Origin of the sequence: Shewanella subflava (genome assembly GCF_025971955.1) — a bacterium.
GTDB lineage: Bacteria > Pseudomonadota > Gammaproteobacteria > Enterobacterales > Shewanellaceae > Shewanella > Shewanella subflava.
In genome coordinates this window covers 1-22,285 of record NZ_JAPDMX010000012.1, presented here as the reverse complement: position 1 = coordinate 22,285, position 22,285 = coordinate 1, and the positions used below count along the sequence as shown (strand labels likewise).

At 44.2% G+C, this 22,285-nt stretch carries 19 protein-coding genes; 17 read left to right on the top strand and 2 right to left on the bottom strand.

Annotation, left to right across the window (positions count from 1 at the left end):
• Window position 1 precedes the first annotated feature (1 nt).
• On the bottom strand, window positions 2-283 hold the full coding sequence (locus OHT75_RS06225; protein ID WP_264725623.1) for a hypothetical protein: 282 nt from the start codon (window positions 281-283) through the stop codon (window positions 2-4).
• 686 nt (window positions 284-969) lie between these two features.
• Between OHT75_RS06225 and mraZ the strand changes: the two genes are divergently transcribed.
• The 15 genes from mraZ to lpxC all read left to right on the top strand — a co-directional run bounded on the left by mraZ (window position 970) and on the right by lpxC (window position 17,999).
• On the top strand, window positions 970-1,428 hold the full coding sequence (mraZ, locus tag OHT75_RS06220) for a division/cell wall cluster transcriptional repressor MraZ (RefSeq protein ID WP_264725622.1): 459 nt from the start codon (window positions 970-972) through the stop codon (window positions 1,426-1,428).
• Between the two features lie 21 nt (window positions 1,429-1,449).
• Window positions 1,450-2,391 (top strand): 16S rRNA (cytosine(1402)-N(4))-methyltransferase RsmH, encoded by a 942-nt coding sequence (gene rsmH, locus OHT75_RS06215; RefSeq protein WP_264725621.1) that lies wholly within the window; start codon window positions 1,450-1,452, stop codon window positions 2,389-2,391.
• 10 nt (window positions 2,392-2,401) lie between these two features.
• Window positions 2,402-2,716: a cell division protein FtsL gene (gene ftsL / locus OHT75_RS06210; protein ID WP_264725620.1), complete on the top strand. Its 315-nt coding sequence runs from the start codon at window positions 2,402-2,404 to the stop codon at window positions 2,714-2,716.
• 11 nt (window positions 2,717-2,727) lie between these two features.
• Window positions 2,728-4,464, top strand: coding sequence for a peptidoglycan D,D-transpeptidase FtsI family protein (locus OHT75_RS06205; protein ID WP_264725619.1), 1,737 nt, complete (start codon window positions 2,728-2,730; stop codon window positions 4,462-4,464).
• Complete coding sequence (murE, locus tag OHT75_RS06200; protein ID WP_264725618.1) at window positions 4,461-5,963, top strand: UDP-N-acetylmuramoyl-L-alanyl-D-glutamate--2,6-diaminopimelate ligase; 1,503 nt, start codon at window positions 4,461-4,463, stop codon at window positions 5,961-5,963. Before OHT75_RS06205 ends, murE begins: the two co-directional genes overlap by 4 nt.
• Window positions 5,960-7,333: a UDP-N-acetylmuramoyl-tripeptide--D-alanyl-D-alanine ligase gene (locus OHT75_RS06195; protein WP_264725617.1), complete on the top strand. Its 1,374-nt coding sequence runs from the start codon at window positions 5,960-5,962 to the stop codon at window positions 7,331-7,333. Before murE ends, OHT75_RS06195 begins: the two co-directional genes overlap by 4 nt.
• Window positions 7,334-8,416: a phospho-N-acetylmuramoyl-pentapeptide-transferase gene (mraY, locus tag OHT75_RS06190; RefSeq protein ID WP_264725615.1), complete on the top strand. Its 1,083-nt coding sequence runs from the start codon at window positions 7,334-7,336 to the stop codon at window positions 8,414-8,416.
• Window positions 8,417-8,422: 6 nt separating this feature from the next.
• A complete protein-coding gene (gene murD / locus OHT75_RS06185) occupies window positions 8,423-9,742 on the top strand; it encodes a UDP-N-acetylmuramoyl-L-alanine--D-glutamate ligase (protein WP_264725614.1) in 1,320 nt (439 codons plus the stop codon).
• Window positions 9,732-10,946: a cell division protein FtsW gene (gene ftsW / locus OHT75_RS06180; protein ID WP_264725613.1), complete on the top strand. Its 1,215-nt coding sequence runs from the start codon at window positions 9,732-9,734 to the stop codon at window positions 10,944-10,946. The genes murD and ftsW overlap by 11 nt, the downstream gene beginning before the upstream one ends.
• Window positions 10,947-10,993: 47 nt before the next feature.
• Window positions 10,994-12,058 carry an undecaprenyldiphospho-muramoylpentapeptide beta-N-acetylglucosaminyltransferase gene (gene murG / locus OHT75_RS06175; protein WP_264725812.1) on the top strand — a complete coding sequence of 355 codons (1,065 nt, stop codon included), beginning with the start codon at window positions 10,994-10,996 and terminating at the stop codon, window positions 12,056-12,058.
• Window position 12,059: 1 nt separating this feature from the next.
• Window positions 12,060-13,526: a UDP-N-acetylmuramate--L-alanine ligase gene (murC, locus tag OHT75_RS06170; protein WP_264725612.1), complete on the top strand. Its 1,467-nt coding sequence runs from the start codon at window positions 12,060-12,062 to the stop codon at window positions 13,524-13,526.
• Between the two features lie 111 nt (window positions 13,527-13,637).
• Entirely contained in the window at window positions 13,638-14,408 is a 771-nt protein-coding gene (locus OHT75_RS06165; RefSeq protein WP_264725611.1) for a cell division protein FtsQ/DivIB, read from the top strand.
• A complete protein-coding gene (ftsA, locus tag OHT75_RS06160; RefSeq protein ID WP_188842030.1) occupies window positions 14,405-15,640 on the top strand; it encodes a cell division protein FtsA in 1,236 nt (411 codons plus the stop codon). Before OHT75_RS06165 ends, ftsA begins: the two co-directional genes overlap by 4 nt.
• A gap of 27 nt (window positions 15,641-15,667) precedes the next feature.
• Window positions 15,668-16,834 (top strand): cell division protein FtsZ, encoded by a 1,167-nt coding sequence (gene ftsZ, locus OHT75_RS06155; protein ID WP_264725610.1) that lies wholly within the window; start codon window positions 15,668-15,670, stop codon window positions 16,832-16,834.
• Window positions 16,835-17,078: 244 nt separating this feature from the next.
• Window positions 17,079-17,999 carry a UDP-3-O-acyl-N-acetylglucosamine deacetylase gene (gene lpxC / locus OHT75_RS06150; RefSeq protein WP_264725609.1) on the top strand — a complete coding sequence of 307 codons (921 nt, stop codon included), beginning with the start codon at window positions 17,079-17,081 and terminating at the stop codon, window positions 17,997-17,999.
• Here lpxC and OHT75_RS06145 read toward each other — a convergent pair.
• Window positions 17,996-18,454, bottom strand: a complete 459-nt coding sequence (locus tag OHT75_RS06145; protein ID WP_264725608.1) for a DUF721 domain-containing protein — start codon at window positions 18,452-18,454, stop codon at window positions 17,996-17,998. The two genes, lpxC and OHT75_RS06145, sit on opposite strands and share 4 nt — an antisense overlap.
• A 27-nt stretch (window positions 18,455-18,481) precedes the next feature.
• On the opposite strand from OHT75_RS06145, the gene OHT75_RS06140 reads away from it, so the two are divergent.
• Complete coding sequence (locus OHT75_RS06140) at window positions 18,482-19,381, top strand: M23 family metallopeptidase (protein ID WP_264725607.1); 900 nt, start codon at window positions 18,482-18,484, stop codon at window positions 19,379-19,381.
• Window positions 19,382-19,439: 58 nt separating this feature from the next.
• On the top strand, window positions 19,440-22,160 hold the full coding sequence (gene secA / locus OHT75_RS06135; RefSeq protein WP_264725811.1) for a preprotein translocase subunit SecA: 2,721 nt from the start codon (window positions 19,440-19,442) through the stop codon (window positions 22,158-22,160).
• The last annotated feature ends 125 nt before the right edge of the window (window positions 22,161-22,285 follow it).

Here is a 22,285-nt window from a genome sequence, read left to right as displayed (position 1 = left end):
GCTAAACTTCTACATCAATGCGCTTCACAGGGACTTTTAGTTCTTTAAGTGGCGCTTCATCATCGGTGATGTATTCATGCTGCCCATCTTCCATTATGGGCTCCACTTTATTGTCGGTTATCGAGGTGTGTTTGCCCAATGTTGGTGGCAACTGTGACTGAGGCGCTTCATGGCTGTCAGCGGCAATTTCACTGCTATCATCCACACGGTCAACAATACGTTTACGATGATTAACTAAACGCACTGGTGTGGAAAGCATGCTATATATGCTATCTAAGTTCATTCGTTACTCCTTGAGTGATCATCGCTCAGATCCTTTATTGAGCTCTTTGCAATTGTTATCCTTATATCGGCCAATGTCGATTAAAAATGAGTCTCATGCTTTTATTGACATGGCTCATGGCCATCATAAGCAATAACTGTCCATTCTAGCGGGTGAAAATACGTAATAACGGGTTAAAATTTTAGATTGTATAATCGCTTCTTATGATCAAAACCTGCCTTGTTATCATGCATTTTTTCTGTGCTTTTTCTGAACACTTATTGACTGTGAACGGTCGTCAACAAGATGGAATTCATACTAAAGCGCTATTTTTTGATCATTTAAAGATTAAGTTTCATTAAAGAACATGGCTAAAAATCAAACTAAATTCAACTAAATCGTTTCCTCTCTGCCCTCAGACCTACTGTATGTGATTGTTTCTTTTTCCCACCTAAGATCAAAACTGCTGAAATAACCGCCTATATGTGTCTGGTTTTGTTAATTAACTCTGTTATTTCTTCATATTTCTTCGTTTTATATTTGATATTTGTTCGTTGATTACTAATTCCCTGCTAACCCGCTTGGCGTCTGGATTTAATATATGTCCACATCCCTTGACAACCCTTGTGTTGTATCCCTAAACTTAGCATTTGTGGGAAAAAGTGGATCATTGTGGATCAAATTAAAAAAACAAGGACTTTATAAACGTGTTTCGAGGCGCAAGTGCAATCAATATGGACGCAAAAGGACGGATCGCTATGCCAGCGAGATTCCGTGATGCGTTACGTAATGGGCACGATGGCACTCTCATCCTTACCGTTGATATCAACTCTCCTTGTTTATTGATTTATCCCCTACATGAGTGGGAGCTCATGGAAACTAAGCTGCTGCAGTTATCTGATATTGATCCCACTGAACGTTCGTTAAAACGCAAGCTATTGGGCTATGCCCAAGAATGTGAGCTTGACAGCCATGGTCGCATCGTTGTGCCACCAATACTCAGAAGTTTTGCCAATTTGGAAAAGAAAACCATGTTGGTAGGCTTATTAAATAAATTTGAATTATGGGAAGAGGGTGCTTGGCAGCTGCAAATGGAACAAAACCATGAGCTGATCAGTAACCAGAATTTAGCCAATCATGAAAGATTGAGCCACTTCACCCTGTAATGGAATAAAAAGAAGACCCTAATGAGTCAAGAGTTTGCCCACTTAAGCGTGTTATTAAAAGAGACCGTCGATGGTCTTAATATCGATCCAAACGGCATCTATATTGATGGCACATTTGGTCGCGGTGGACATTCACGGCATGTGTTGAGTCATCTTGGTCCTAAGGGACGCTTAATTGCTATTGATAGAGACCCACAAGCGATTGAAGCGGCAAAGCAATTTGCTGACGATCCACGCTTTCAAATTGTGCATGGAGGTTTTGGCCAGATAGCGGATTATGTTGAAGCGTTAGGGTTGGTGGGCAAAATTAATGGTGTGTTGTTGGATTTAGGTGTTTCCTCACCGCAACTTGATGATGCCGATAGAGGTTTCAGTTTTTTACGCGATGGCCCGTTAGACATGCGTATGGACAATAGCCAAGGTGAAACCGCTGCGCAGTGGTTAGCCAGAGCTGAAATCGAAGATATGGCATGGGTGTTTAAAACCTATGGCGAAGAAAAAAATTCTCGCCATATTGCTCGTTGTATCGCTGCTGATAGAGATGAAAAACCCTTTTTGCGTACCAAAGATTTAGCAGATTTGATTGCCCGAATTACCAAAAACAAAGAGCGGAACAAGCATCCAGCAACACGGGTATTCCAAGCGATACGTATTTATATCAACAGTGAATTGGAACAAATTGATCAAGCATTAGAAGGTGCGTTAAAAGTCCTTGCGCCAGAAGGTCGTTTATCGGTGATCAGCTTCCATTCATTAGAAGATCGCATGGTAAAACGCTTCATTCGTCGTCATAGCCAAGGCGAAAGTGTGCCGCATGGCTTACCCATTACTGAAGATGAAATTAATAAATCGCGTAAGCTGAAGTCAATGGGCAAGGCAATGAAGCCATCGGATGAAGAAATAGAACAAAACCCTCGCTCACGCAGCTCAGTGCTTCGTGTGGCAGAGCGCTTAGCGTACTGAGGTTAGCATTGTGAGTCAGTCTGCACTGAATTTACCTCGACTTGTTTTGCAAGATATTTGGCATCACAAATGGGTAGTGCTTCTTAGCATTGTGGTGATGATTAATGCAGTAGCTGTGGTTTACACCAGCCATGTGAGCCGTAAATTAACTTCACAATGGGATCAGCTGCTACAGCAGCAAGACCATTTAGATATTGAATGGCGCAATTTATTGTTAGAAGAACAGTCGCAGTCGGAACATAGCCGCGTGACTCGAATAGCGACTAAAGATTTGAATATGTCCAGACCGCTTCCTAAAGAGGAAGTGGTCATCAGGGCCAATTGAGCATAGGGAATATGTCTAGACAAGCAAAACGCAAGCAAAACCCAGAATTGATCCCATGGCGTTTATACGTTGTGGTGGGGTTTGTATTTCTGCTATTTGTGAGTTTGATTGCTCGTGCAGCTTATATTCAAATCATTGAGCCTGACAAACTCCGCCATGAAAGTGATATGCGTACCTTACGAACGACGAGTAATCAGGTGCAGCGTGGCCTGATTACCGATCGCAATGGCGATATGTTAGCCGTGAGTGTACCTGTTCGTGCAGTATGGGCCGATCCTAAACATGCGCACGATCAAAAAGCCTTCGTTGATATGCGTCGTTGGCAAGCATTAGCCGATGTGTTGCAAGAACCCGTTGATAAACTGGTTAACAAAGTAAAACGTGATCCTAAAAAGCGATTTGTGTACTTAAAACGTCAAGTGACACCTGCTGTAGCAGATTATATTGAGCAGTTAAAGATTGGTGGCATCTACCTGAAATCAGAATCACGTCGCTACTATCCTGCGGGTGAAATTGCCGCGCAGTTGATTGGTATCACCAATATTGATGATGTGGGTATTGAAGGCATTGAAAATACTTATAACACCTGGCTAACGGGCACGCCGTCAAAACAAAAAGTGAGAAAGTCGCGCGACGGCAGTGTGGTCGAGCGTTTAGACATAGTCCAAGAGGGCGAAAGCTCTAACGATATTGTGCTGAGTATCGATCAGCGCATTCAGCAATTGGCCTACCGAGAACTTAAACGTGCCACTGAAACGTTCCAAGCCACATCAGGTTCGGTAGTGGTCATTGACGTACTAACCGGTGAAGTTCTGGCGATGGCGAATACGCCTTCTTATAACCCCAATGCGCGTGATAATTTACAATCGCATCGTATGCGAAATCGTGCATTAACTGACACCTTTGAACCCGGTTCTACGGTAAAACCTTTTGTGGTCGCTGCGGCATTAGAAGCCGGAACGGTTAAGTCAGATGAGCTAATCCCAACATCACCGGGCTGGATGCGCATTGGTGGTCGTCAGGTGCGAGATTCAAATAATTACGGTGACATGTCACTGGCAAAAATTTTGGTTAAATCATCAAACGTGGGCATCAGTAAACTGGCTTTATCCATGCCCGTGCAGCAATTGCTTGGTACCTATCAATCAATGGGGTTAGGCAATTATTCCGGGATTAATTTAACCGGAGAAAGTGCTGGATTAATTCACGATCGTCGTCGTTGGTCTGACTTTGAACGCGCCACATTATCATTTGGTTATGGATTTACTGCAACGCCACTTCAATTAGCACGCATGTATGCCACCTTAGGCAGTGGTGGCGTGTTGTATCCAGTGTCGATTTTAAAGTTAAAAGAAGCACCTAAAGGGCAACAGGTTTTATCAGAAAAAGTAGCTAATGATGTCATGCAAATGCTGGTTGGGGTGACTGAAGCCGGCGGTACTGCCACCAAAGCACACATTGATGGTTACCCTATAGCGGGTAAAACTGGTACCAGTCGTAAGGCAGTAGCCGGAGGTTATGGTGATGATTACGTAGCGCTTTTTGCCGGTGTTGCGCCTGTTCACAACCCAAGGTTAGCTATTTCAGTCGTGATTAATGAACCCAAAGGCGATAAGTATTATGGTGGCGATGTGGCCGGCCCAGCCTTTGCAAAAATTATGTCGGGTGCGTTACAAATGCTTAATGTTGAGCCCATTTCTAAACGTGAGGCCATCCAAATGGCATCTGCGCCAAGGAGCGCAGAATGATGTTACTAAAAGATTTACTTGCACCCTGGTTTTATTATGCCGGGGCTGAAACGATTTGTGGTTTAACGCTTGATAGTCGCCTAGCTGAAGTGGGTAAAGTGTTTGTGGCTTTGCCTGGGCATAAAGTGGATGGCCGAGCATACATTGCGGCTGCAATCGAAAAAGGTGCAACGGCTGTGCTAGCTCACACCGACTTCCCTGAAAAACATGAAAAAGTCGACTGGGTTGATGGCATCCCTGTGATTCATTTTTGCCAACTGAGCCGACAACTATCAGCTGTAGCAGCACAATATTATACGGTCTCAAACAAGCTGAGCGTGATTGGTGTAACGGGCACTAATGGTAAAACCTCAGTCAGCCAAATTATTGCTCAGTTGGTGACATTATTGGGACAAAAAGCCGCCGTTATGGGCACGCTAGGTAATGGTTTATGGGGTGAGCTTATTGACAGTGGTAATACTACTGCCGATGCCATCACTGTGATGCAGCAATTGTCGATATTTGAACAGCAAGGCGCAACCGTGTGTGCCATGGAAGTATCCAGCCATGGTTTAGTGCAAGGTCGAATTGAAGCAGTGCCTTTCAATACCGCTGTATTCACTAATTTAAGCCGAGACCACCTTGATTATCACGGTGATATGGCTTCCTATGCTGCGGCTAAAAAACGTTTATTTAAATTTGCCTCGTTAAAAAATGGCATGATTAATCTTGATGATGCAGTTGGTGCCAATTGGCTTAACGAATTTAACGCTACCCCAACGCTAGCCAACCCTCAGTTGTTTTCTTATAGTGTGGCTAACACACAAGCAGATTTTTATTGCCAGAATACGCAATTTGATGAACAAGGGGTAAGCGCTACCTTGGTATATCCGGCCAACAATGGCTCTGACAAGCTAAGGGCTAATCTTGTTTCGCCATTATTAGGTGAATTTAATTTATCCAATGTGCTAGCCGCAATATCAGCCTTATCGTTACAAGGCATCGATATGGCTGAAATTCTTCAGGTTCTTCCGCAAATTAAACCCGTTGCCGGACGCATGGAACGTTTTTCTTGCCAAGGTAAAGCTACTTTAGTGGTTGATTATGCACATACTCCAGATGCAATCGAACAAGCATTAACTGCACTGAGAGTCCATTGCCATGGGCAATTGTGGTGTGTATTTGGTTGTGGTGGCGACCGAGATAAAGGTAAGCGCCCACTTATGGCACAAGCCGCCGAAGCCTTTGCTGATCGTGTGATGGTGACCAGTGATAATGCCAGAAGTGAAGACCCACAAGCCATTATCGATGATGTCTTAGCTGGACTGAGTCAGCCAGAACAAGCCTTGTCAAATATCGACCGGATCAACGCAATTAAGCACGTTGTGGCGCAAGCGAAACCGCACGACATTATTTTATTGGCGGGTAAAGGTCATGAAACCTATCAAGAAGTGGCAGGCAAACGATTGGATTATGATGAACGCGCATTGGCCAAACAGTTAATGGAGGCCTCGATATGATTTCACTTTCATTAGTTCAAATTGCACAAGCGTTAAATGGTCAATTAGTCGGTGACAACATCACCATTGATGCTGTGAGTACAGACAGTCGTCAGTGTGATAATGACAGCCTGTTTATTGCTTTAAAAGGTGAGCGTTTTGACGCCCATGAATTTGCCAATAAAGCGATTGAAAATGGCGCTAAAGCGCTTTTGGTATCAACACAATTGCCATTAAACGTACCACAGGTTGTAGTTGAAGATACCCATAAAGCTCTGGGGCAATTAGGCCAGTTTGTACGCCAGCAAGTGGCCCCTATCGCCGTTGCTCTGACGGGGTCAAATGGCAAAACCAGCGTGAAAGAAATGGTTGCCACTATATTGTCGCAACAATTTCAGGTGCTCTTTACCGCGGGCAATTTTAATAATGATATCGGTGTGCCATTGACATTATTACGTTTGTCGGCAGGCGACCAATACGGGGTGTTTGAGCTTGGTGCAAACCATAAAGGTGAAATTGATTACACTAGCGCGCTGGTGCAGCCTCAAGTGGCTTTAGTGAATAACATCGGCAGTGCCCACCTTGAAGGCTTTGGTTCTGTAGAGGGGATTGCTAAGGCCAAGTCTGAAATCTTTAATCATCTAAATCAAGATGGCGTGGCGGTGATTAATGCCGATGATGCCTTTGCTGAGTTTATGTCAGCTAAAGCTGCTGGGTATAAACAGCTGCATTTTTCGCGCATTCCGGGGGTAAAAGCCGATGTTAGAGCAACCGATTTAACAGCCGATATTCACGGATGCTATCAATTTAATCTTGAATATTTAACCCAATCAGTTGTGGTGCAATTGCCATTGGCAGGTATACATCAGGTCAGCAACGCCTTGGCCGCAGCCTGTATGTGTATTGCATTAGGGCTTGATTTATCAACAATTGCTAGCGGCTTAAGTCAGTTACAACCCGTTAAGGGCAGAATGATGCCCAAGGTACTAGGGCGCTTCTTAGTGGTTGATGACAGTTACAATGCCAACCCAAGTTCCGTACAGGCTGCAATATCCTGGTTACAACAACGCGATAATTATCGGTGTTTAGTACTGGGAGATTTGGGCGAATTAGGCGACAATGCTGCCCCTTTGCATGAGCAGTTAGGGCAACAAGCAAAAGTGGCTAATATTGATGCACTTTATTGTTGCGGCAGTTTATCTGCTAATACCAGTAAAGCATTTGGTAGCCCACATTTTCAAGATGTCACCGCACTGGCTCAGGCATTAATAGCACAATTAAATCAGTTGCCAGGCGAGGCGACCATATTAGTTAAAGGTTCTCGAAGCGCGGCAATGGAACGCGTGGTCGATTTGTTAGTAGATGCCTTCGGGTGTGGGGAGTTAGTGTAGATGCTGGTTTATCTGGCCGAGTATTTAACCCAATTTTACAGCGGGTTTAACGTTTTTTCTTATGTGACATTCCGAGCTATTTTGGGGTTACTTACCGCATTAGTATTTAGTCTCTGGTGGGGACCCAAGTTGATTGAGCGATTGCAGTTATTGCAAATTGGTCAAGTGGTGCGTAACGATGGACCAGAGTCGCATTTTAGCAAGCGCGGTACACCCACAATGGGTGGATTGCTGATCCTTGCTGGTATTTTTATCAGTGTTTTATTATGGGGCGATTTATCTAGCCGCTACGTGTTGGTGATGCTGTTTGTATTAGGTGCATTTGGTGCGATTGGATTTTTAGATGATTACTTAAAAGTGGTCAAGAAAAATTCTAAGGGGTTAATTGCCCGTTGGAAATATGCCGGGCAGTCAATTGCTGCGCTAGTGGTCGCGTTTTATTTATATGCTTCATCAGCCATACCTGGAGAAACCCAGCTGGTCGTGCCGTTTTTTAAAGATGTGATGCCACAACTGGGTATTGTGTTTATCTTTTTAGCCTATTTCACCATAGTGGGTGCCAGTAATGCGGTGAACTTAACCGATGGATTAGATGGTTTAGCCATTATGCCAACGGTAATGGTTGCCGGTGCATTTGCTTTGATAGCCTATCTTTCAGGGCACGCACAATTTGCCAATTACTTACACATACCACACCTACCAGAAGCGGGTGAACTTGTGATTGTATGCACAGCCATTGTTGGGGCAGGACTCGGCTTTTTGTGGTTTAACACTTACCCAGCACAGGTCTTTATGGGTGATGTAGGTTCGTTAGCACTAGGCGCTGCATTGGGCACAATCGCCGTATTAGTGCGCCAAGAAATCCTGTTGATCATCATGGGTGGTGTCTTTGTCATGGAGACGGTGTCGGTCATCTTACAAGTCGGATCATACAAGCTGAGAGGGCAGCGTATTTTCCGTATGGCACCCATCCATCATCACTATGAATTAAAGGGTTGGCCAGAGCCGCGCGTGATTGTGCGCTTTTGGATTATCTCGTTATTCCTTGTGTTACTGGGTCTAGCGACCTTGAAGTTAAGGTAAATGATTATGCTATCCAATTACACTCATATAGTGTTGGGACTGGGAGCCACTGGGCTTTCAGTGGTGCGTTATTTGGTTGCCCAAGGCATTAAACCCTTAGTAATGGATAGCCGTCGTCACCCTCCTGGTGAAGATTTACTAGCAAAAGAGTTTGCTGATATTGAGCTGATCACAGGCGGTTTTGATTGCCGCTATTTGGTGCAAGCAAAGCAAATTATCATCAGTCCAGGCATTGCAGTGGATACCCCAGAGGTGAAAGCTGCGAGTGATATGGGTATTGAAGTTATTGGTGATGTTGAACTTTTTGCCAGAGAGATCGCTGATAGGAAACCTTGCGTTGTTGGTATTACCGGCTCGAATGGTAAATCAACCGTCACCACGTTAGTTCACGACATGCTCAAAGCCGCAGGCTTAAAAGTGGTCATGGGCGGTAACATCGGCATTCCTGCTTTAGACCTATTAGCATTAGATGCCGATTACTACGTGCTTGAATTGTCGAGTTTTCAACTTGAAACAACCTTTTCACTTAATTGCATTGCGGCTACCTGCTTGAATATCAGTGAAGATCATATGGATCGATATTGCAGCATTAACACCTACCGTGAAGCCAAATTAAATTTATATCCACAAAGCAAATTTGTCATGTATAACCGCGATGATGAATTAACGTTCCCACTTGAACCCATGAACCAAAACACCTTTGGTTTAGGTGTGCCAGAAGGTGACGAATGGGGATTGAGTGACGGTAAGATTTTTCACGGTGACAGTGAAATCATGAACTTAAATGATGTCACTTTGATAGGTTCACATAACCATGCCAATCTACTTGCTGCGATGGCATTAGTGGATGCTTGCGGTGTGGATAAAGCATTTGCCATTCAGGTTGCAAGTAGCTTCAAAGGTCTAAGCCATCGTTGTGAATTGGTCGCGGTAGTCGATGGCGTAACTTACATTAATGACTCTAAAGCCACCAATGTTGGCGCAACGGTTGCAGCATTGCAGGGATTAAACACCCATTTAGGGGAAGTGTTTTTAATTGCCGGTGGCGATGGTAAAGGGGCAGATTTTACGCCACTAACTCCAGCCTTAGACCATGTCGCAAAGGTGATTACTTTAGGTAAAGATGGTCATAAAATCGCTGAATTAAAAGCGGATAGTATCAGCGTTAGCACCATGAAAGAAGCAGTTGAGCAGGCTGCAAAATTGGCTTTCTCCGGCGATATTGTGTTGCTGTCTCCTGCCTGCGCCAGTTTAGATATGTATAAAAACTTCATGGCCCGTGGCGATGACTTTAAATTATGCGTGGAGCAATTAGATGGCCAGTAATGAGCAATTAAGCTTATTCAAACAAGGCCTAAATGGGCTTTGGCCGTCATTATTAGCTGACAATAATTCCCCGGGTATGCCGCTATACGACAGGGCATTTTTAGTCGCGATTATCAGCTTGATGTGTTTTGGCTTTGTCATGGTGATGTCAGCTTCCATGCCTGAAGCGGAGAAGCTAACCGGCAATCCATTTCATTTTATCGGGCGACATGTTTTTTACTTAATCGGCTGTGTGGTGATTGCCTTTGCAGTACTCAAAGCGGATGTCAGTTACTGGGAAAAAAACAGCGGCATGTTGATGATTGGCGTGCTGGTTTTATTGTTTGCTGTTTTGGTGATTGGTACCTCGGTGAATGGGGCAAGACGTTGGTTATCAATTGGACCTATTCGTATACAAGTAGCTGAAATAGCAAAGTTTGTTTTTATTGTTTACATGGCAGGGTATTTGGTTCGACGTCATGGTGAATTACGCGATAACCGCAAAGGTTTTTACAAGCCAATTGGTGTTTATGGTCTGTTCGCCGTATTGATATTATTACAGCCAGATTTAGGCACTGTGGTGGTGTTGTTCGTGTGTACTGTGAGCTTGTTATTTTTGGCCGGCGCTCGAATAATCGACTTTATGGTGCTGATTTTATTAGGTGTGGCCACGTTCGTATTGTTGGTGCTATTTGAACCTTACCGTATGCGCCGAGTCACCTCGTTTATGGACCCATGGGACGATCCATTTGGCAGTGGCTACCAGTTAACTCAGTCACTTATGGCATATGGTCGCGGTGACTGGCTGGGGCAAGGTTTAGGCAACAGTATTCAAAAATTAGCCTACTTACCTGAAGCGCACACCGACTTTATTTTTGCGGTGATAGGTGAAGAGCTCGGGTTCATCGGCATTATTTGTGTGTTGCTGATGCTATTTTTTATCGCTTTGCGTGCGATACGATTAGGTAACTTATGTTTGCAAATGCAACGCCCTTTTGAAAGTTACGTGGCGTATGGCGTGGGCATTTGGATTTGTTTCCAAACCGTGGTTAACGTAGGAGCCAGTATTGGTATGTTGCCAACCAAAGGGCTGACATTGCCTTTTATCAGTTATGGTGGCAGTAGTTTATGGGTGATGACAGCCGCAGTTATGCTGTTGGTGCGAATCGATCATGAAAGGCGAGTGAGTTTGATACAAGCAGTGCAAGGGAGGACTAAGTCGTGACAAATACAAGTGCAGTGGCTTATGGTCGTTCCCCTAAATTATTAGTGATGGCCGGTGGTACTGGTGGTCATGTTTTTCCGGCGCTTGCCGTGGCCAAGCACCTTGCGGCTAAAGGTTGGCAAGTACGATGGCTAGGTACGGCCGATAGAATGGAAGCGCGATTAGTGCCGCAGCATGGATTTGATATTGAATTTATCGATATCAAAGGTGTGCGTGGTAATGGTTTGTTACGTAAGCTTTCAGCTCCGTTTAAAGTCATACGCTCTATTATTCAGGCTAAAGCGGTGATTGATGATTTTGAACCCGATGTGGTTTTGGGTATGGGCGGTTTTGCCAGTGGCCCTGGTGGCGTGGCGGCTAAATTATCTGGCGTGCCCGTGGTGCTGCATGAGCAAAATGCGATCCCCGGATTAACCAACAAATTATTGTCAAAAATTGCGACTAAAGTACTTTGTGCATTTGCTAATACCTTCGCCAACACAGTAAAAAATGTTGAAGTTGTCGGTAACCCTATTCGGCAAGAACTTGTGTCATTAGGCAGTGAGGCGAAACCCCTTAGCGAGGACGCCTTAAAAGTGCTTGTTGTGGGTGGAAGTCTTGGGGCAAAAGTACTGAATGAAACGTTACCCGATGCTGTCGCGAAATTATCTAATCAATATTCAGTGACAGTTTGGCATCAGGTGGGCAAAAATAACCTTGATTCAGTTAAGGCTGCATATCAGCATCTTAACCAGTTGGATAAGGTGAATGTTGCTGAGTTTATTGATGATATGGAAGCGGCATACCGCTGGGCAGATGTGGTCGTGTGTCGTTCTGGTGCGTTAACCGTATCAGAACTTGCAGCGGTGGGTTTACCCAGTATTTTAGTCCCTTACCCACATGCGGTTGATGATCATCAAACTAAAAATGCATCAGTACTTGTGGATGCACAGGCGGGTTTTTTATGCCCGCAAACAGAATTAACGGCTCAATTGCTTGCAGACAAACTGCAGCTATTTGCCAGTGACAGACAGGTTTTACTCCAAATGGGGTTAAAAGCACGCGGCGTTGCGGTGCTAGATGCCACTCAACGAGTTGCAGATATATGCGCCACGGTAGCGAACAAGGGTTAACATGACAAAGACAGAAAAGTACGCACAACTTCGCACTATGATCCCTGAAATGAGACGGATCAAGCGCATTCATTTTGTTGGCATCGGTGGTGCCGGCATGGGTGGTATTGCGGAAGTGCTAGTCAATGAAGGTTACCAAATCAGTGGCTCTGATATTGCGGTAAATAGCGTGACTGAGCGATTAGCACGATTAGGTGCCAAGATCATTATTGGCCATCATGCAGACAATGTTGTTGGTGTTGATGTGGTGGTCGTATCAACGGCCATTAACAAGCAAAACCCAGAAATTCTTACCGCGCAAGAAAACCGTACACCTATTGTGCGCCGTGCGGAAATGTTAGCTGAATTAATGCGTTACCGCCACGGGGTTGCCATTGCTGGCACCCATGGTAAAACAACCACTACCAGCCTAATTGCCAGTGTTTACGGTGAAGCCGAGCGAGATCCTACCTTTGTGATTGGTGGATTGCTTAACAGTGCAGGAACCAATGCGCGTTTAGGCACCAGTCGCTATTTGATTGCCGAAGCCGATGAAAGCGATGCTAGCTTTTTACACTTGCAGCCAATGGTCAGTGTGGTGACTAATATTGAAGCCGATCATATGGACACCTATGGCGGCGATTTTGAAGTGCTTAAAACCACTTTTGTCGACTTTTTACATAACTTACCATTTTATGGTGTAGCGGTGATGTGTGTTGACGATCCGGTAATTGAAGAGCTATTGCCGCGTATTGGTCGTCAAGTGGTGACCTATGGTTTTAGTGAGCATGCCGACGTACGTGCCAGTAATTTTGTGCAGCAAGGACATCAATCACGGTTTACCGCCCACAGAAAAGATAAACCCGATTTAGATATCGTGTTGAATTTACCAGGCCAGCATAACGTGCTTAATTCACTGGCTGCGATAGCGGTCGCAAGTGAAGATGACATTGACGATGCATCAATCGTAAAAGCCCTTGCTGAGTTCGAAGGTATTGGTCGTCGTTTTCAGCATTTAGGTGAATTTGATACGCCAAATGGCAAAGTCATGTTAGTCGATGATTATGGTCACCATCCAAGTGAAGTGCTTGCCACAATTAAAGCCGCACGTGCAGGGTGGCCCGATAAGCGTTTAGTGATGGCCTATCAACCGCACCGTTATAGCCGAACACGTGATTTATACGAAGATTTTGTCGATGTGTTGTCACAGGTGGACTGTTTATTATTGCTTGATGTGTATGCTGCGGGAGAAAACCCAATACCAGGCGCTGATGGCCGAGCATTATGCCGCTCGATTCGAGTTCGTGGTCAAGTGGATCCTATTTTTGTTTCAGGACCTGAACAGCTAGCGGGTGTGCTTCCAGATGTACTGCAGGATGGTGATTTATTACTGACCCAAGGTGCAGGTAATATTGGGGCATTATCGCGTGATTTAGCTGCGACAGAATTGGGTTTTAATGCGCCCGAAAGTCAAGATAAAATAGATTAGTTTTTGTACAGCTATGCGGTTGAAAAATCGTGCTTTTATACAGTCATTAAGCGCTATATAATGACCGGTTTGTTGCAGGGCAGAAATGGTAATCTTCGGGAGTAATTATCGGTGTCGTGGAGTAATAAGGGGCGCCAGTTAAAACAAAAGCTAAAACAAGTCGATTGGTATTTGTATTTTGGTTTGCTGTTTTTACTCAGCGTGTTAATCACAATTACATGGGGTGGGTTAAAGCTTCATGGTTTGTTGAATGATGCTGATGCGCTACCGATAGAAGCGATTGCCGTTAAAGGTGAACGTAAATTTACCTCTGATGAAGAGATCCAAACGGCATTGCAATCGTTAATGAAAAGCAGCTTTTTTAACGCAGATGTTGTTGATGTGCAGCGAGCACTAGAAGATTTACCGTGGGTTTATCACGCGTCGGTGAGACGAGAATGGCCTGCAAAGTTTAAGGTTACCATACAAGAGCAACAAGCTGTGGCGCATTGGAATGGGCAAGCTTGGCTTAATGTTAATGGCGAAGTGTTTGATGCGGTAGGTTATCCAGAATTAACCGATTTACCCATGTTATCTGGACCGGATGATATGGCAGAAGAAGTCTTAGTCAGTTATGGGCAGTTGGATGATTTACTGAAAATTAATGGATTTAAATTAGCCAGTTTGCGTTTAAGTCCACGTCATGCGTGGCAAGCCGAATTAGCTAACGGCATAAAAATAGAGCTAGGGCGTGAAGATAAAATGACTCGAATACAGCGTTTTATCAATGTATACCCGACATTGCAACAAAGCGAGAAACCTGTAGCGACAGTCGATTTACGCTACGACACAGGTTTTGCAGTGGGCTGGGCTGATACCAATAAGAGAACTGAGAGCAAATGACCAAGAATCAGGAAAGAAACCTTATCGTAGGGTTAGATATCGGAACATCCAAGGTTGCCGTGATTATTGGTGAAGTACTGCCTGACGGTGAAATTAGTGTTATTGGTTTAGGTAATCATCCTTCTCGTGGCATGGATAAGGGCGGGGTAAATGATCTCGACTCTATCGTACGCAGTGTTCAACGCGCCCTTGATCAGGCTGAATTAATGGCTGATTGCCAAGTTTCGTCGGTTTATCTAAGCATTTCGGGTAAACACATCGCCTGCCAAAATGAAAATGGTATGGTGTCGATTAACGACGAAGAAGTGACACAAGAAGATGTCGACAACGTGATCCATACCGCGCGCTCAGTAAAGATACCGACAGAGCGCCGGATATTACACGTATTGCCACAAGAATATTCTATTGATGTTCAAGATGGCATCAAAAGCCCAATTGGCATGTCAGGCATGCGAATGGAAGCTAAAGCCCATATCGTGACATGTGCAAATGATATGGCAAAAAACATCACCAAAAGTGTTGAGCGTTGCGGTTTAAAAGTGGATGACTTAGTGTTCTCGGGCATTGCTTCAGCAGACTCAGTATTGACTAACGATGAGAAAGATTTAGGCGTGTGTATTGTCGATATCGGTGGCGGCACAACGGATATAGCAGTGTATACCAATGGGGCATTACGCCATTGCGCAGTTGTGCCAGTGGCGGGTAACCAAGTGACTAGCGATATTGCCAAAATATTCCGTACCCCCCTGACACATGCCGAACAAATTAAAGTACAGTTTGCCAGTGCAAGAAGCTCAATGGTAAGCCGTGAAGACAGTATCGAAGTGCCATCTGTGGGAGGAAGACCATCACGCAGCATGTCACGCCATACCTTAGCTGAAGTTGTAGAGCCAAGGTATCAAGAATTATTCGAGTTAGTGCTTAAACAATTACAAGACAGCGGTTTAGAAGATCAAATTGCTGCAGGTATTGTACTAACCGGTGGCACATCTTCCATTACAGGTGCAGTAGACATTGCCGAAGCCACTTTCGGTATGCCAGTGCGAGTTGCTTCGCCACTGCCAGTAAAAGGATTATATGAATACGTGGACCAACCAATTTACTCAACAGGGATAGGGTTGCTTCACTATGGGGCTAGAAGGGTTATCGAACGCCAGTTTGAACGTCCTGATCGCCAAGGGGTAACTAGCTTTTTGAATCGGGTGAAAAGCTGGTTTAAGGGTGAATTTTAAATAACGCAGACTAACGGAGATCAGACTATGTTTGAGATCATGGATACACATTCAGACGAAGCGGTGATCAAGGTCATCGGTGTCGGTGGTGGTGGCGGTAACGCTGTCGAGCATATGGTTAAGCACAACATTGAAGGTGTTGAGTTTATCGTAACAAACACGGATGCACAGGCATTACGTAAATCAAGTGCAGGCTCAACGATTCAACTGGGTCGTGATGTCACTAAAGGACTTGGCGCTGGCGCTAATCCTGATGTTGGCCGTCAAGCTGCAGAAGAAGACCGTGAAAACATTCGTGCCGCGATTAAAGGATCTGACATGATCTTTATCGCAGCTGGTATGGGCGGTGGTACAGGTACTGGTGCCGCGCCTGTAGTTGCAGAGATTGCACGCGAAGAAGGTATTTTAACAGTCGCTGTTGTGACCAAGCCTTTTCCATTTGAAGGTAAAAAACGCATGGTTTATGCCGAGCAAGGTATTGCAGAGCTAGCTAAACACGTTGACTCGTTAATCACTATCCCGAATGAAAAACTATTAAAAGTATTGGGTCGTGGTACGTCTTTACTTGATGCATTTGCTGCCGCAAACAACGTGTTATTAGGTGCGGTTCAAGGTATTGCTGAATTAATCACTCGCCCAGGCCTAATTAACGTGGATTTCGCCGACGTGAAAACAGTTATGTCAGAAATGGGTAATGCCATGATGGGTACTGGTGTCGCAACTGGTGATGATCGTGCAGAAGAAGCGGCAGAAGCAGCAGTTGCAAGTCCTTTACTTGAAGATATTGATCTTGCTGGCGCGCGCGGCGTATTAGTTAACATCACAGCAGGTATGGACATCAGTATTGAAGAGCTTGAAACCGTGGGTAACCATGTTAAAGCTTACGCATCTGATAATGCGACAGTGGTAGTTGGTGCGGTAATTGACCCAGAAATGAGTGAAGAACTGCGCGTAACAGTGGTTGCTACGGGTATTGGTGCTGAAAAAAAGCCTGATATTCAGTTAGTGCAAAAGCCAGCTCCTCGCCCTGAGCCTGTTGTGATTGAAACTCGCCCAGAGCCAGTTGATGAGCCAGTGATTCAGCAATCTTATGCTGCACCAAAAGGCAATGCTGTTCCACAGCCATTAACAACGCCACGTGCAGATGCGGACTATTTAGATATTCCAGCATTTTTACGTAAGCAAGCAGATTAACTTTGCATCATTATCAATCCGCTAAACAAGCGGTTTTGATAAGCCGAGATTAATACCATATGGAATTAATCAGATGAAAAGTTCACTGTTGTGATAGCAAATAACGATATACCGTTGTTTTGCACCTATTTGCATTTTTTTTGTGAATGACGCAAGATATGGTAGCATGTCGTACCAGCTATACATGATAGCTTTAAGTTATTTTTATAAACTTTTGTTTTTATTGTTATTTACGGGTAAATGAATGATTTTTCAAAGAACTGTTCAAAAAATGGTGAAGAGTACTGGTGTCGGATTACACTCCGGCAACAAGGTTACTCTGTGCATTATGCCCGCACCAGTAAATACAGGGATTGTACTCACACGTACCGATCTTACGCCTGCAGTGTCGATACCTGCAAAGGCGCATTTAGTACGTGAAACAACGATGTGTACAGCACTTGTAAACGATGCTGGTGTTCGTATTTCTACAATTGAGCATCTGTTTGCTGCCCTTGCAGGCTTAGGCATTGATAACGCTGTTATCGAAGTTGATGCGCCTGAAATCCCAATTATGGATGGCAGTGCCAGCCCGTTTGTTTTCTTGCTGCAAAGTGCAGGAATTAAAGAACAGGCAGCACCTAAAAAATACCTTAAGATCACCAAACCTATTCGTGTTGAAGACGGAGATAAATGGGCAGAGCTAAAACCGTTTAAAGGGTTTAGGGTTAATTTTAAAATTGACTTTGCTCACCCAGAAATTGCCCGCAGCCAACAACATATGGTTATGGATTTTTCGACATCGGCATTTGTTAAAGATATCAGCCGTGCAAGAACCTTCGGCTTTATGCGTGATATTGAATATTTACGTGCTAATAACCTTGCGTTAGGTGGCAGCATGGAAAATGCTGTTGTGCTTGATGAGTACCGCGTCCTCAACCCTGATGGTCTGCGTTATGATGACGAGTTCGTTAAGCATAAAATTCTCGACGCTTTTGGTGACTTATATGTAGCAGGTCATGCCATTGTCGGTGAGTTTTCAGCCTTTAAAACCGGCCATGCGTTAAATAATCAATTGGTCAGAGCTTTGCTAGCCCAGCAGGATGCATGGGAATTAGTCAGCTTCGACAAAGAAGCCGATGTACCTGTCAGCTTTATGGTGCCTGGTACAACCGCACTCGCTTAATCCTTAGATTGCCTATTACGGCTGGCCAATGCAGCCAGCCGTTTTAGTTTTTCACCTAGTGATCCATCTACATGCTCAGCTAGCGCAGCAATATGTTGTGCAGATTGATTGCTGAGTTTTGCGTGATTAATTTGAGAGCTTGCTTTAATCATTGCTAAACCTGGGTTGACTTTAACCTCAATAGCAGTGAGCATGGGAAGCGTTTCAGCCTGAAGTTGTCGTAATAGTTTAGGCTTTTGAAAATTGAGCCGAGCAGCCCAAGCAGCGGAGGCCGTTTCAATAACAAGAACACCCTGGCGGAGATTAGCAACATTAAGTTGCTCTGCCGCAGGACCACCAATAATTTGTTTCACATACCGATTCAGATTATTCAGTAGTTCTGCTTTCTCAGCGAGTTCAGGTAATTTTCCTGACAAATGTAATAAATTGCTGAGGTCTTGAGGGGGCTTTTTCATATGATAATAAGATGGCTGAATTAGGCTATGAGTGTAACAGTATTTGTTCAAGGTCGAAATGGGGTCACGCGCTGGCAACCCAGTAAACGATGGTTCCTCCTACCGATTATGATTATGGTAACAGGGACTGCAATTTACCAATACAGTGCCGATCGCTTTGCTAATCAACAGGCTAAAGTCGATAAAAACCAACAACTGCGTGAGCAACAAAAACAACAAGTGATTGAGCTCAAACACGCAACCGAAGTGCAATTAGCCACATTAGTTACCCATGTTGCTAAAATGCAAGCCAAAATTACTCGACTTGAAGCCCTTGGGCAGCAGGTTGCCCAAAATAATTTACTTGATGACCAATTCGATTTTCAAACAGAAGTCGGCGTTGGCGGTTACAGTGAATTAGGGACAGGAATCGAATTAAGTCAGCTTATTAGTGATATGGATAAGCTGGCATCACGAATTGATAATAATAATCTTCAGTTGTCACTACTTGAAACAGTGTCAACGAATCTCCATATAGATGAAGAGCGTTATATATCAGGGCGGCCAATCGATAAAGGTTGGTTATCTTCGCCCTATGGTTTACGTAATGACCCTTTTAATGGCCGCAGAACAATGCATAAAGGTATTGATTTTGCCGGGCGAGAAGGGACAGCCGTTACAGCAACTGCCGCAGGTGTCGTAACGTGGTCAGGAAGTATGTTTGGATATGGTGAGCTTGTCGAAATAGACCATGGTAATGGCCTTCGCACTCGCTATGGACACAATAAATCTCTGTCAGTAAACGTAGGTGACGTCGTTGCCAAAGGCGATAAAATTGCCAATATGGGAAGCACAGGTCGTTCAACCGGCCCTCATGTGCATTACGAAGTGCTACGCGATGGACAACAAATTGATCCGCAAAAGTTTGTTTACCGCAAAGCAAGTTAATCATATTAACGGTTAATGCGCTCTGATGAGCCAAACCTACAAGAGATAAGTGACTAAGATGTTAGGTAAATTACTGACAAAAGTATTTGGAAGCAGAAACGACCGCACCCTGAAAGGCTTAGGCAAAGTGGTTGATAAAATTAATGCATTGGAAGCAGATTACGAAAAGCTTTCTGATGAAGAATTAAAACAAAAAACGACAGAGTTTCGTCAGCGCTTAGAGTCGGGTGAAAGCCTAGACAGCATAATGGCTGAAGCATTCGCGGTTGTTCGCGAAGCATCAAAGCGTGTGTTCGATATGCGTCATTTTGATGTTCAGTTATTAGGCGGCATGGTACTAGACAGTAATCGTATCGCTGAAATGCGCACCGGTGAGGGTAAAACCTTAACCGCCACATTACCAGCGTATTTAAATGGTATTAGTGGTAAAGGCGTCCACGTGATTACCGTGAACGATTACCTAGCCCGTCGTGATGCTGAATTTAACCGTCCTTTATTTGAATTCTTAGGCCTAACAGTCGGTGTTAACGTTGCTGGTTTAAGTCAAGTTGAGAAAAAAGAAGCTTACAACTCAGATATTACTTACGGTACCAATAATGAATTTGGTTTCGACTATCTGCGTGACAATATGGCATTTTCTCCGCAAGAACGTGTTCAGCGTCCATTGCACTATGCCCTTATCGATGAAGTCGATTCAATCTTAATTGATGAAGCGCGTACACCGCTGATTATTTCAGGCGCTGCTGAAGACAGCTCTGAACTTTACACAAAAGTGAACGTGTTAATACCTAGCCTGATCCGTCAAGACAAAGAAGATACCGAAGATTTCATTGGTGAAGGCGACTTCACGATTGATGAAAAAGGTAAACAAGTTCACTTAACTGAGCGTGGCCAAGAAAAGGTTGAGTTACTACTCACTGAACAGGGCATGCTTGCAGAAGGTGACTCTCTGTATTCTGCCTCCAACATTTCATTATTACATCATGTCTATGCAGCACTTCGTGCTCATACTTTATTTGAACGCGATGTCGATTACATCATTCAAGATGGCGATGTAGTGATTGTTGATGAGCACACTGGCCGCACTATGCCAGGACGTCGTTGGTCTGAAGGTTTACACCAAGCTGTTGAGGCCAAAGAAGGTGTGCACATTCAAAATGAAAACCAAACTTTGGCATCAATAACCTTCCAGAACTACTTCCGTCAATATGAAAAATTAGCGGGTATGACAGGAACCGCAGATACCGAAGCATTCGAATTCCAACACATTTATGGTTTAGATACCGTTGTTGTGCCAACTAACCGTCCAATGGTTCGTAACGACATGGCGGATTTAGTCTATTTAACGGCTAAAGAAAAGTATGATGCGATTATTGCCGATATCAAAAGTTGCCGCGAACGTGGTCAACCAGTATTGGTGGGTACCGTTTCGATTGAACAATCAGAATTACTGCACGGCTTACTCAAAAAAGCCAAAATTCCCCATAACGTGTTAAATGCTAAGTTCCATGAAAAAGAAGCTGAAATTGTTGCCCAAGCAGGTAGCTTAGGTGCGGTGACGATTGCAACAAACATGGCAGGCCGTGGTACAGATATCGTATTAGGCGGTAACTGGAACATGGAAATTGAAGCACTAGATAATCCCACTGCTGAGCAAAAAGCCAAGATTAAAGCAGATTGGCAGATCCGCCATGACGAAGTGCTTGCTGCAGGCGGTTTACACATTCTTGGAACTGAGCGTCACGAATCCCGTCGTATCGATAATCAGTTACGTGGTCGTGCGGGTCGCCAAGGTGATGCGGGCTCTTCACGTTTCTATTTATCTATGGAAGATAGCTTAATGCGTATCTTTGCTTCAGATCGTGTCTCAGGCATGATGAAAAAGCTGGGTATGGAAGAAGGTGAAGCAATCGAACATCCATGGGTTTCACGTGCCATTGAAAATGCTCAACGTAAAGTGGAAGCACGTAACTTCGATATTCGTAAGCAATTATTGGAATACGATGACGTCGCCAATGATCAACGCCAAGTGGTTTACTCGCAACGAAACGAGCTAATGGATGCTGAAAGCATCGAAGACACCATTAAAAATATCGAAGAAGATGTGATTTCTGGGGTTATTGATACTTATATTCCACCTCAATCATTAGAAGAGTTATGGGATGTACCAGGACTCGAACAACGTTTATCAAATGAGTTCTCATTAAAGCTCCCTATCCAAGAGTGGTTAGATAAAGAAGACGAACTACATGAAGAAACATTACGTGAGCGTATTGTAAAAGCTTGGACAGATGCATTTAAAGCAAAAGAAGATATGGTCGGTGCGCAAGTCTTACGCCAATTTGAAAAAGCGGTGATGCTACAAACATTAGATGGTTTGTGGAAAGAACATCTTGCAGCAATGGATCATCTTCGCCAAGGTATCCATTTACGTGGTTATGCTCAGAAAAACCCTAAGCAAGAATATAAGCGTGAATCATTCGAGTTATTTCAACAAATGCTTGAAACATTAAAGCATGACGTGATTAGCGTCTTATCTAAAGTGCAAGTTCAAGCACAATCAGATGTTGATGAAATGGAACAACGTCGTCGCGAAGAAGAAGCAAAGATCCAACGAGCTTACCAACATGCCTCAGCACAGGCGTTAAGCGATAATGAAAGCGAAGCTCCAGCCAAACCGCAAACGGTGATCCGCGAAGGTGAAAAAGTGGGGCGTAATGATCCTTGCCCATGTGGTTCTGGTCAAAAATACAAACAGTGTCATGGTAAAATAAGTTAGTTCTTCTATTACTACCAAGATATCCACTCAAAAAGCAGCTTATATAGCTAATGCCGATCAGATAAGCACTTTTTAGATCGGTTGACCGATCTACTGGTTGATGTATAAAGGCCTGCAACAGAGAT

Bases quoted from the DNA above. Each gene is read 5' to 3' on its own strand.
- ftsZ (WP_264725610.1), top strand. From the start codon at position 15,668: ATGTTTGAGATCATGGATACACATTCAGACGAAGCGGTGATCAAGGTC.
- lpxC (WP_264725609.1), top strand. From the start codon at position 17,079: ATGATTTTTCAAAGAACTGTTCAAAAAATGGTGAAGAGTACTGGTGTC.
- mraY (WP_264725615.1), top strand. From the start codon at position 7,334: ATGCTGGTTTATCTGGCCGAGTATTTAACCCAATTTTACAGCGGGTTT.
- OHT75_RS06140 (WP_264725607.1), top strand. From the start codon at position 18,482: ATGAGTGTAACAGTATTTGTTCAAGGTCGAAATGGGGTCACGCGCTGG.
- murG (WP_264725812.1), top strand. From the start codon at position 10,994: ATGGCCGGTGGTACTGGTGGTCATGTTTTTCCGGCGCTTGCCGTGGCC.
- OHT75_RS06195 (WP_264725617.1), top strand. From the start codon at position 5,960: ATGATTTCACTTTCATTAGTTCAAATTGCACAAGCGTTAAATGGTCAA.
- murD (WP_264725614.1), top strand. From the start codon at position 8,423: ATGCTATCCAATTACACTCATATAGTGTTGGGACTGGGAGCCACTGGG.
- secA (WP_264725811.1), top strand. From the start codon at position 19,440: ATGTTAGGTAAATTACTGACAAAAGTATTTGGAAGCAGAAACGACCGC.
- murE (WP_264725618.1), top strand. From the start codon at position 4,461: ATGATGTTACTAAAAGATTTACTTGCACCCTGGTTTTATTATGCCGGG.
- OHT75_RS06205 (WP_264725619.1), top strand. From the start codon at position 2,728: ATGTCTAGACAAGCAAAACGCAAGCAAAACCCAGAATTGATCCCATGG.
- ftsW (WP_264725613.1), top strand. From the start codon at position 9,732: ATGGCCAGTAATGAGCAATTAAGCTTATTCAAACAAGGCCTAAATGGG.
- murC (WP_264725612.1), top strand. From the start codon at position 12,060: ATGACAAAGACAGAAAAGTACGCACAACTTCGCACTATGATCCCTGAA.
- OHT75_RS06225 (WP_264725623.1), bottom strand. From the start codon at position 283: ATGAACTTAGATAGCATATATAGCATGCTTTCCACACCAGTGCGTTTA.
- ftsA (WP_188842030.1), top strand. From the start codon at position 14,405: ATGACCAAGAATCAGGAAAGAAACCTTATCGTAGGGTTAGATATCGGA.
- OHT75_RS06145 (WP_264725608.1), bottom strand. From the start codon at position 18,454: ATGAAAAAGCCCCCTCAAGACCTCAGCAATTTATTACATTTGTCAGGA.
- rsmH (WP_264725621.1), top strand. From the start codon at position 1,450: ATGAGTCAAGAGTTTGCCCACTTAAGCGTGTTATTAAAAGAGACCGTC.